8 protein-coding genes are annotated in these 10,797 nt (G+C 61.7%); 5 read left to right on the plus strand and 3 right to left on the minus strand.

Annotation, left to right across the window (positions count from 1 at the left end; translation table 11 throughout):
* Nucleotides 1-351: 351 nt before the first annotated feature.
* Entirely contained in the window at nucleotides 352-966 is a 615-nt protein-coding gene (locus tag RMO89_RS09285) for a translation initiation factor Sui1 (protein ID WP_310532691.1), read from the minus strand.
* A 48-nt stretch (nucleotides 967-1,014) separates the two neighbouring features.
* Between RMO89_RS09285 and RMO89_RS09290 the strand changes: the two genes are divergently transcribed.
* Genes RMO89_RS09290 through RMO89_RS09300 form a run of 3 tightly spaced genes read left to right on the plus strand, consistent with a single transcriptional unit; the run spans nucleotide 1,015 to nucleotide 5,202 of the window.
* Nucleotides 1,015-2,625, plus strand: a complete 1,611-nt coding sequence (locus tag RMO89_RS09290) for a PAS domain S-box protein (protein WP_310532692.1) — start codon at nucleotides 1,015-1,017, stop codon at nucleotides 2,623-2,625.
* Nucleotides 2,626-2,635: 10 nt separating this feature from the next.
* Nucleotides 2,636-3,073, plus strand: a complete 438-nt coding sequence (locus RMO89_RS09295) for a response regulator (RefSeq protein ID WP_310532693.1) — start codon at nucleotides 2,636-2,638, stop codon at nucleotides 3,071-3,073.
* Nucleotides 3,070-5,202, plus strand: a complete 2,133-nt coding sequence (locus RMO89_RS09300; RefSeq protein ID WP_310532695.1) for an EAL domain-containing protein — start codon at nucleotides 3,070-3,072, stop codon at nucleotides 5,200-5,202. Before RMO89_RS09295 ends, RMO89_RS09300 begins: the two co-directional genes overlap by 4 nt.
* A gap of 125 nt (nucleotides 5,203-5,327) precedes the next feature.
* Here the strand turns inward: RMO89_RS09300 and RMO89_RS09305 are convergent, their stop codons facing one another.
* Nucleotides 5,328-6,824 carry a DUF3943 domain-containing protein gene (locus RMO89_RS09305; RefSeq protein WP_310532697.1) on the minus strand — a complete coding sequence of 499 codons (1,497 nt, stop codon included), beginning with the start codon at nucleotides 6,822-6,824 and terminating at the stop codon, nucleotides 5,328-5,330.
* A gap of 616 nt (nucleotides 6,825-7,440) precedes the next feature.
* Here RMO89_RS09305 and RMO89_RS09310 point away from each other — a divergent pair.
* Complete coding sequence (locus tag RMO89_RS09310; protein WP_310532698.1) at nucleotides 7,441-9,579, plus strand: PAS domain S-box protein; 2,139 nt, start codon at nucleotides 7,441-7,443, stop codon at nucleotides 9,577-9,579.
* Nucleotides 9,576-10,403, plus strand: a complete 828-nt coding sequence (locus tag RMO89_RS09315) for a response regulator (RefSeq protein WP_310532699.1) — start codon at nucleotides 9,576-9,578, stop codon at nucleotides 10,401-10,403. Before RMO89_RS09310 ends, RMO89_RS09315 begins: the two co-directional genes overlap by 4 nt.
* 4 nt (nucleotides 10,404-10,407) lie before the next feature.
* Here RMO89_RS09315 and RMO89_RS09320 read toward each other — a convergent pair.
* The coding region (locus RMO89_RS09320) for an MFS transporter (RefSeq protein WP_310532700.1) at nucleotides 10,408-10,797 on the minus strand (390 nt) is incomplete at its 5' end.

Consider the following 10,797-nt stretch of genomic DNA (forward strand, 5'->3'; position numbering starts at 1 on the left):
CAGATCCGCTTTTGCCGCAAGCGGGCCGATCGGATTATCCTCTGCTCGTCCCCCGCGCGAATTCGGCAGTGCGTTATTAATCCATATGTGCGCTAGCGCCCATATCGCTCATTAACCCACTGCCGAATCCGCGCGGGGGACGAGTAGAGGAGGATCCGATCGGCCCGCTTGCGGCAAAAGCGGATCTGCGCGTTAAGTTTGTAAATGTAGCCGGCAGGAAGGTCCTGGATGCGCCGCGCACGACGGCTTGCGGGCGTTTGGGCTGATGGCATCGTGCCACGCGCCACTTCTAATGCCACGCAGCCGCAGCGCGTCCATCTATTGATGTGCATCAGCGATGGCCGGTGCGGGTCACCCGCCAGCGCGCTTGACGGTCCAGCCTTGACTGGCAAGTAATTCGATCACCCGGTCGCAGTGATCACCTTGCACTTCAATCACGCCGTCTTTCGTTGTGCCCCCCGCGCCGCACGCCGTCTTGAGTTTTCCACCGAGCACAACCAGCGCGGCGGCATCCAGCGTCACTCCCCTGATCACGGTCACCGCTTTTCCATTGCGCCCTTTGGTTTCCCTGGACACCCGGACCACGCCATCCGAAACCGGTGCCGATGGCCTTTTGCCACAGGTACATTGGCCAATGGGTCGGCGGCACCCGGGACACATCCTGCCGCCTTCGGTGGAATAAACGAGCCCGTCGCTTTTCCTGGCTGACTTCATCATAAGAGGCCATTCCCTTCGCACTGTTCTATCCATCCCGGACGCGGCGCCTGCTATGTGACTTGACGTACATACCGCCACCACAGACAAGCGGATACTGCCGGCAGCAGGCAGGCGATGGTCATTTTCCTGATCGACAGGGCTTCCCCGCTTTCCTCCCGCAAGTTCTAACGCGTGATCCGGCTCCAGAAACCATTTCATGTTTCGTCTGGCGGCGGGGCACGGCTGCGAACAAACCCAATTCTGAGGCATCCGGCCGCCAGGCCGGATGCCCCCGGCAATGATCCCTCAGGAACGCACATGAAATCCGTCCGACCTTCCCTCGTAAAAGGCCCCGCCAAAGCGCCGGCCGGCGTCGCCGTCGGGATGCGCAAGGAGGCGGGGGAAACTCGAGAGCAAATGGAGGACGGACACCGGCTTGTGGAAGAAGCACTCCGGGAAAGCGAAGAAAGATATCGGATGCTGCTCGACGGAATCCGGGACTACGCGATTTATATGATGGACCCGCAGGGCCGGGTCGTAAGCTGGAATGCGGGTGCCGAACGCATCAAGGGCTACAGCGCCAGCCAGATCATCGGGCAGAGCTTCTCGTGTTTCTTTCCACCGGAGGACATCGAGCGCGGCAAACCGGCGGAGGTCCTGCGGGTGGCGACTAACAGCGGGCACTACGAAGAAGAAGGCATGCGCGTGCGCAAAGATGGTTCGCGTTTCCTGGCGAAGCTCACGTTCACCGCATTGCGTGACCCCGCCGGCAATCTGCGCGGGTTTTCCGAGTTCAGTCACGACCTGAGCGAGCGCCAGGAATCGGAGGCGAAGTATCGGGGACTGCTGGAGGCCGCCCCGGATCCGATGGTCGTGGTGAACACGTCCGGGGAAATTGTGCTGTTGAACGTTCAGGCTGAGAACCAGTTCGGCTACCACCGCGATGAACTCCTGGGGCGGCCGGTGAAGAATATCATCCCCCAGGGCTTCGCCGAGCGGCTGGTGGCTGATGCTCTTCGCACCCCGGAAGTCGCGCTGGCGCAGCAGATGGGGATGGGCATCGAGCTGCGGGGACGGCGCAAGAGCGGAAGCGAGTTTCCCATCGAAATCATGCTGAGTCCGCTGGACAGTGCCGAAGGCACTCTCGTGACCGCGGCAATCCGCGACATCAGCGTGCGCAAGGCAGCAGAAGCTCACCTCCTGGAAAACGTGAAGGAGCTGAACCGTTCCAACGAGGAACTGGCGCAATTTGCCTACGTGGCCTCGCACGATTTGCAGGAACCGCTGCGCATGGTTGCAAGCTACACCCAACTTCTCTCCCGGCGATACAAAGGAAAGCTCGGCGCCGATGCCGACGAGTTCATTGCTTTCGCAACGGACGGAGCCAGCCGCATGCAGCGGCTGATCCAGGACCTTCTGACTTATTCGCGCATAGCGACAAAAGCACATGAGCTGCGCAGTGCCTCCAGCGAAGACGCATTGCATCAGGCGCTCCTGAATCTGCGCGGCGCCATCGAAGAGAGCCATGCGCTGGTCACCCACGACCCCCTGCCCGACGTTCTGGCAGACGAAGTGCAACTGATTCAACTGTTCCAGAACCTTGTTGGCAACGCCATCAAATACCAGCGTCCCGGTGTACCGCGGGTTCACATCTCGGCGACCGGAGGTGCCAAGGAGCGATGGAGATTTTCGGTGCGGGACAACGGTCTGGGAATCGACCCGCAGTACTTCGAACGGATTTTCGGCATGTTCCAGCGCCTGCACAAGCGCGATGAATTCGAGGGAACCGGAATAGGGTTGGCAATTTGCAAGAAGATCGTCGAGCGTCACGGCGGCCACATCTCGGTAGAGTCACAACCCGGCCACGGATCCACATTTCGCTTCGATCTGGCGGCGGCACGGGACGCGCAAATCATGAAAACAAACTGAGGAAGATACGATGCCCATGCATGTACTCCTGGTTGAAGACAGCCCCGGCGACGTCCGGCTCACGCAGGAAGCGTTCCGCGAAGCCAACAGGTCCATCCGTTTGCATGTTGCAACCGACGGCGTAGAGGCCATGGCCTTTCTGAGGCACGAGGGCGGCCACGTTGACGCCCCCCGCCCGGATATCATCCTGCTCGACCTGAACCTCCCCCGAATGGATGGCCGCGAAGTCCTCGCGAAAATCAAGGCGGACGAAGACCTGAAAACGATCCCCATCGTCATCCTGACCACTTCGGATTCGGAAACCGACATCGTGAGAAGCTATCAACTGCACGCGAACTGCTATCTCAACAAACCGGTGCAGTTCGAAGAGTTCGAAAGTCTGGTGAAGAGCATCAATGATTTCTGGCTGACGAAAGTCAAGCTGCCGCGACAGGAATCAAGCGGATGAGCAGGACACCGATCTCGACACTTCTGCTCGTCGAAGACAATCCCGGCGACGCCCGGTTGCTGCGCGAGATGTTCAATGAGCCGGGCGTGGGCAGAATCGGATTGACCTGCGTGGAGAGCATGACCAAGGCCGAGCACCATCTGCGGGATCACACGGTAGACATGATCCTGCTCGACCTTGGATTGCCCGACGCGCAGGGACTGGAGGCAGTACGCCGCGCCCACGCTGCCGCGCCCCGTGTTCCGCTGGTGGTGCTGACCGGCCTGGACGACGAGGCGCTGGCTGCACAATGTTTGCAGGAAGGCGCGCAGGAACATCTCATCAAAGGCCAGATCGACGCGCGCAGCCTGTTGCGGGCCCTGCGTTATGCCGTCGAGCGCAAGACCACGGACGAGGCGTTGTACGAAGAAAAGGAGCGCGCGCAGATCACCCTCAACTGCATCGGCGACGCGGTTATTTGCACGGATATGTCCGGCAACATCAGCTTTCTCAATGTCGTCGCGGAAAAGATGACCGGCTGGTCCCTGCAGGAAGCAGCGAATCGCCCCATGGCTGAAATCGTGCGGATTCTGGACGCCACGAGCCGCGAAGTCATCCTGAATCCGATGACCAGAACGACGGGGCACGAACGAATCCAGCAACTGAGGTCGAACATTGTCCTCGCCCGGCGCGACGGATTCGAAATCCCGATTGAAGACTCCGTCGCCCCCATTCACGACCGCGCCGGGCAGCCCACGGGAGCAGTATTTGTTTTCCGCGACGTCAGCGCGGCCCGGGCGATGGCATTGCAGATGAGCCATTCCGCCCTGCACGACTTTCTGACCGGCCTGCCCAACCGATTGTTCCTGAGTGACCGCATCAGCCAGGCTATTGCGCTCGCGCCGCGCCACATGAACAAGGTCGCGGTGTTGTTTCTGGACCTGGATGGCTTCAAGCACATCAACGATTCACTGGGACACCCGACCGGCGACAAACTGCTTCAATCCATCGCAAAACGCCTGGGCGAATGCGTGCGTGGCGCGGATACGATAAGCCGGCAAGGCGGCGATGAGTTCGTCGTGCTGCTCTCGGAAGTGGCGCAATCGGAACATGCCGCGATTACGGCAAGAAGAATGCTGAACGCGGTGGCGCGTCCCCATTCGATCGACCACCATGACCTGCACATCACCACGAGCATTGGCGTAAGCGTCTATCCCGAAGACGGCCTGGACGCCGAGACGCTCATCAAGAATGCGGATACGGCGATGTACCATGCAAAGGAAAATGGTCGCCAGAGCTACCAGTTCTTCACACCGGCGATGAACGTCCGGGCGGTGGAGCGGCAATCCATCGAGGAGACCCTGCGGCGCGCCCTGGAGCGGGGGGAATTTTCGCTGCACTACCAGCCGAAAATTAATCTGGAGACCGGAGCGATTACGGGGGCGGAAGCCCTGTTACGGTGGACGCATCCTGTCCGGGGTTCAGTGTCACCGGCGCAGTTCATTCCCATTGCGGAAGACTGCGGCCTCATAATTCCGATCGGGAAATGGGTCCTTCGCGAGGCGTGCAAACAAGCCCGTCTCTGGCTGGATGCAGGCCTGCCCGCGGCGACAATGGCCGTGAATATATCCGCCGTAGAAATTCAGGACCAGAACTTTCTGGAAGGGGTATTAGCGATCCTCAAGGAAACGGGCCTCGATCCGCGATCCCTCGAACTGGAACTGACCGAAAGCGTTCTCATGAAGCGCGCCGAATCCACGGACACCATCCTCAAGACGCTGGCCGCACTCGGGGTACAACTCGCAATCGATGACTTCGGGACCGGTTACTCCAGCCTGAGCTACCTCCGCAAGTTTCCGATCGATGCCCTCAAGATAGACCAGTCGTTCGTCCGGCAGATCACCACCGCGGGCAACGATACAAGCATTGTGACCGCGGTGATCAGCATGGGACGCAGCCTTAAACTGCGGGTCATCGCCGAAGGCGTGGAAACCGCCGCGGAACTGGCATTTCTGAAGACTCAGCGATGTGACGAGGCGCAAGGCTACTATTTCAGCCGGCCGGTCCCCGCCGGGCGCTTCGCGACGTTGCTCAAAAGCGGAATACAGGTTGGGCCGGCCGGCGCCCAGCCGGCGCCGTTGCTGGTATAGCCAGATTCTGTCGGGGCAATGCGCGGCTTGCCTTCATTGCAGCCGCGCGTCCGGCTTGTTAAGAATCCGGATGAGAGATCCGAGCCAACGCGCCTTTCGAACCCACGTTCCCGCTGCTCGGGTTGTCACTGCGCGCCGCCATCCCGCCAATCGACGACACCGAAACCGTCGTTGCCCAGGTAGGTATAGAAGAGGCCGACCGTTGCGCTGCTCTGGACGATATTGCCTGCAGCGGGCGAGGACGTATCCCTGCGCGATAACAGGTAGCGGACAGCGACCGCATGCTGCTTGTGAACGCGCACGGTAAGCGCCGCATCCGTGCGAATGATGTTGTCGTGGCCGGATCGACCGGGCCCGCCCAGGCGGCTCACGAAATTTTCGCGGGTGGTTGTATCGAGCGAAACCCTGTCGCCGAAAATGGCGCGAAGCGAGATCAAGGCCTGCGGGGCAACGCCGAAGTTATAGTCGTTTTCAGCGGTGCCGTGAACGGTTCCCACGGCACCGTAGCCGGCCCCCGCAAGGACGCTGCCTTGAAGGGCGATCGTTCTGGACAGCCACCACTGCCCTGTCGTGCCCAGCGACAGCGCGGTCGTGGAGACTCTGAAAATCTGCGGCTCGATGTAGTCATAGCTGCCGTACAGTCCCCACACGCCCCGATAATTTTTTCCCGCCGCGTAATCGGTTCCGACCAGCAAGCCGCGGGTCATCAGGTTTTCGACGCCGTTCGCACTCGAGGCCGTGATCTTGAACGTGAAGTAATCGAATGGCCGGTCATAGCTGTAGCCGGGCTTTCCCGGGAGACCGTAATCCAGGGAAAAATCCGCAATCTCCTCGGTATGCTGAAGGGTGGTCGACGTGCCTGATTTGTGCTGCGTATTGGTCGCGACGCCAAGCGCCAGCCGCCCGTAATAAACCGGCTCGTGGCTCGAAAAGATATGGTCGAACCGGTCGCCGAAGGCGAGACGGTTCAGGCCTGTGGGCGGAGAGATTGCCGCGGCGAGCACCTCGCGCCAGAAACCCGGCATGCTCGCTTCGTCGAGGACGAGATGCGACATGCGGAACAAAGCCTCGCCCAGGAAACTGCCGCCAAAGCCTGTCGTGATCTGGTCATTGAACGAGGGCGGCGTGGTCTCGCCCGCAATTTCCCACATCGCGCTGCCGGCCGCCGTATAACCCATCGACTCCCAGAAATTGAGTCCCGCCGACCGGGCGAATCCATAGTACATCGACCCCTGGTACGGATGGCCGAGCTGGTTCACCGTGAAAGGGTCCGTGTCGGTATTCCAACTGCTGCGCAGGTTATTCCTGATGGACGACAGATTGCTTTTGTACTCGTTGCCGATGACGTGGCGGTTGATCTCATTCAACAGGAGGTCGAAGCCGACGATTTCGCCCGCCGGAATCCAATAACTTTTACGTGCTTCGACGTCCTGCAGGAAGTCATTCCTGCCACTCCCGATGGAGGGCGGCTCCACATTCTGCCGCCGGGCCGTCGATGAATTCGAACCTTCGACTGGATCGGTCTGACCGGCGCTCGCTGTCAAGGCCATGGCCGCAAGCGCGAAGGCGAAGCCCAGTGCGCTTGTCCGAAGCGCTGTCGCATGCCATCTGACAATCTGCATTTCGCCTTCTCCTCTCCTGATGTTCGCTCTCGCCGTTCAATTGACGATTGCTGCTCGTCTTCCAATGTGCCCGCTATGAATTGAAAGCGTCGTCACGCGTGACAGGAGCAATCCTGGCTTCATGACTGAAGGATGGCCGAGTCACGCCCGGGCAGTTGTGAATGGTTATGGAGACTAGCGCCCTGCGTGCCTGACGCTCTGTTCGCTAGCGAACATAGGCGGCGGAACATCAACAGCGCCCGCGATGGCGCCATGCGCAACAACACCCGGCCCCGACTGACCGGCACGATGGCGGCCAATGTGGGCTGGCGTACATACGACCGCGGCCCCAAAGCCCATACTCGCCGCATCAGGGGAACTACGTCGACACCCTGGTCGAACCGGTTTTTCTGCGCCCTTCCCGCGTTTTCGCGTGATCCGCCTCCAGGACCATTCCGTGTTTTGGCAGGAGGCGGCACTACTGTGCGAGCAATCCCTATGCCGATGATTTCAGCCGCACGATCAGATGATCCCGGCGCGGGTGTGCCGCGGGCTCAATTCGCAATTCGAACACACCTGCCCCTTCAGTCCAGTGCAATCTCCGATCGCGATTTACTGAAAGGCTTGCCGCCAACCCATGGATGAAAAAGTCACGCCAATGAGTGTTCCCGTGAAAGGGGTTGTGCCGACAGGCGGGTCCGGAGAAAAGCCCGGCGGTCCCGACGGTGCCATCGAATTCCGCCGCCAGGAAACCCTGCTCAAGACGGGCGCTTTGCAGGATGCGATTTTCAACAGCGCCAATTTCTCCAGCATCGCCACCGACGCGAAGGGCGTCATCCAGATTTTCAACGTCGGCGCCGAGCGCATGCTGGGCTACACCGCGGCCGAAGTGCTGAACAAGATCACGCCGGCCGACATTTCCGACCCCCAGGAACTCATCGCACGCGCGCAGGCCTTGAGCGAAGAGTTGTTGACCTCGATCACACCCGGTTTCGAGGCCCTGGTGTTCAAGGCTTCGCGCGGCATCGAAGACATCTACGAACTGACCTACATCCGCAAGGACGGCAGCCGCTTTCCAGCCTTGGTGTCGGTGACCGCACTGCGCGACGCCCAGGAAGCCATCATCGGCTTCTTGCTCATCGGCACCGACAACACCGCGCGAAAACTGGCCGACGACCGGCTGCGCACGGCCTCGCAATACGCGCGCAGCCTCATCGAAGCCAGCCTGGACCCGCTGGTCACCATCAGTCCCCAGGGCAAGATCACCGACGTCAACGCCGGTTCGGTCACGGTGACCGGCGTGGCACGCGACCGACTGATCGGCACCGACTTCTCCGACTACTTCACCGAGCCCGACAAGGCCCGGGAAGGCTACGAGCAGGTCTTTGCCAACGGCTTCGTCACTGACTACCCGCTGACCATCCGGCACGAGGACGGCCGGCTCACCGACGTGCTGTACAACGCCTCGGTCTACAAGGACGCGCGGGGTCAGGTGCTGGGCGTGTTTGCGGCGGCGCGCGACATCACCGCGCGCAAGCGCCTGGACCAGGCGCTGCAAGAGACCAACAAGGCGCTGCAAACGGCCAAGTCCGCAGCCGAGAAGGCCAACCTGGCCAAGTCCGACTTCCTGTCCAGCATGAGCCATGAATTGCGCTCGCCGCTCAACGCCATCCTGGGCTTTGCCCAGCTCATGGAGTCGGACGAGCCCGCGCCCACGCGGGGGCAGCAAGAGAGCATCGACCAGATCCTGCAAGCGGGGTGGTACCTGCTGGCGCTGATCAACGAGATCCTAGACCTGTCCTTGATCGAGTCGGGCAAGCTGTCCCTTTCGCTCGAGTCGATGTCGGTCACCGAGGTGCTGGGTGACTGCCACGCCATGATCGAGCCGCTGGCCGGCAAGAATGGCATACGCCTGTTCTTTCCGAAGCTCGACAACCCCTTCTTCGTCCGCGCCGACCGCACGCGCCTGAAGCAGGTGTTCATCAACTTGCTGTCAAACGCGATCAAGTACAACAGCATGGGGGGTCGGGTGGACGTGACGTGCAGCGTCGCCGGGCTGCGGCTGACGCGCATCGCCTTTCGCGACACCGGCGCCGGCTTGTCGCCGGAGAAGGTCGAACAGCTCTTTCAACCTTTCAACCGGCTGGGCCAGGAGGCCGGTGCCGAAGAAGGCACGGGCATCGGTCTGGTGGTGAGCAAGCGCCTGGTGGAACTGATGGATGGCGCGATTGGCATGGTCAGCACGGTCGGCGAGGGCAGCGTGTTCTGGGTCGACCTGCAGTCAGCGCAAGCCTCGGATGCCGTGGCCGGCGGCGACCGCAACCTGGACTTCGCACCGGCGGCAGCACAGGCCTACACGGCACTCAACACCGTGCTCTACGTCGAAGACAACCCGGCCAATCTGATGCTGGTGCAAAGACTCATTGCACGGCGGCCCGACCTGCGCCTGTTGAGCGCCACCGACGGTGCAACCGGCATCGCTGTGGCGCGCAGCGCGCAACCCGCGGTCATCCTGATGGACATCAACCTGCCCGGCATCAGCGGCATCGAGGCCTTGAAGATCCTGGGCAGCGATCACCTCACAGCGGACATCCCGGTGATTGCACTCAGCGCCAACGCCATGCCGCACGACATCATCAAGGGTCTGGAGGCCGGGTTCTTTCGCTACCTGACCAAACCCATCAAGGTCGCGGAACTGATGCACACACTGGATGACGCCTTGATGATTGCGAACACCCCTTCCGCCACAACCACCCCGAAGGCGCAGCCCACGTGATCAAGAGCCAAGACATCTTCAAGGCCCGCATCCTCATCGTTGACGATCTGCAGGTCAACGTCAGCCTGCTGGAGCGGCTGCTGGCACAAGCCGGATACGTCAACGTCAGCGCCACCACCGAGCCCGCGCAGGTGCGTGCGCTGCATCGGCAACATGCCTACGACCTGATTCTGCTGGACCTGCAAATGCCGGGCACCGATGGCTTCGAGGTCATGGAACAGCTCAAGCAGGACATGGGCGACAGCTATCTGTCCGTGGTGGCGCTGACGGCGCAGCCGGCACACAAGCTGAAGGCCCTGAAGGCAGGCGCCAAGGACTTCATCAGCAAGCCCTTCGATCTGCTGGAAGTCACCGCGCGCATCTACAACGTGCTGGAAGTGCGGTTGCTGTACCGGGAACTCGAAGGCCACAACGCCCGGCTCGAGCAGACGGTGGAACAACGCACGGCCGAGCTGCGCCAGAGCGAGCAGCGCTTCCGGCGCTTGACGGCCTTGGCCTCGGATTGGTATTGGGAGCAAAACGAGAGCGGCGACTTCACCCATGTCAGCGGGCCCGTGCTGCCGATGGTGGGCATCCGCATGACGGCCTTCCTGGGCGACCCGCTGACGGCCGATGGTGCAGAGTGGCGCCATGAAGAACGCGCCGCGCTGAGGCAGAAGATCGTCGCCCGCCAGCCGTTCATCGACTTTGCCTTCAGCCGCATCAATGCCGACGGCTCGGAGCAGCAGTTCAAGGTCAGTGGCGAGCCGATCTTCAACGAGGGCAGCCAGTTCACGGGCTACCGCGGGGTGGGTGTCGAAGTCACGGCCAAGCTGCCGCTGTAGCGCTTCAGCGCTCGGCGATGTAGTGCTGCGTGGTCGGTGCCTCGCCTGTGACCAGATGCTCGCGCAGCTGGGCCTCCAGCGCCTGGTCGGCGAGCGTGGCACGTGAGCGCTGGTGCAGGTAATCGGCCCAGCTGGTGACGATGAAACGCTCGAGGTAGCGCGACGGGTCACCCAGGTCGCGGTAGATGCGCCAGAAGGTCGCGCCGTCGCGCTGGCGCGGTGCCTTCAACAGCGTCACCGCGGCGAGGAACTTCTCGGCCTCCTCGGACCGGATGCGGTAGCTCAGCTCGACCGCCACCGGACCGGCGCCAGGCGCCGGCGGGTCGCGCACCAGCAGGTCCTCGAACGGCGCCTGCGTCACGTCGTGCAGCGCGCCCATGCGCAGCGGGAACGG

This window comes from Novosphingobium sp. (assembly GCF_031424035.1).
Lineage (GTDB): Bacteria > Pseudomonadota > Alphaproteobacteria > Sphingomonadales > Sphingomonadaceae > Novosphingobium.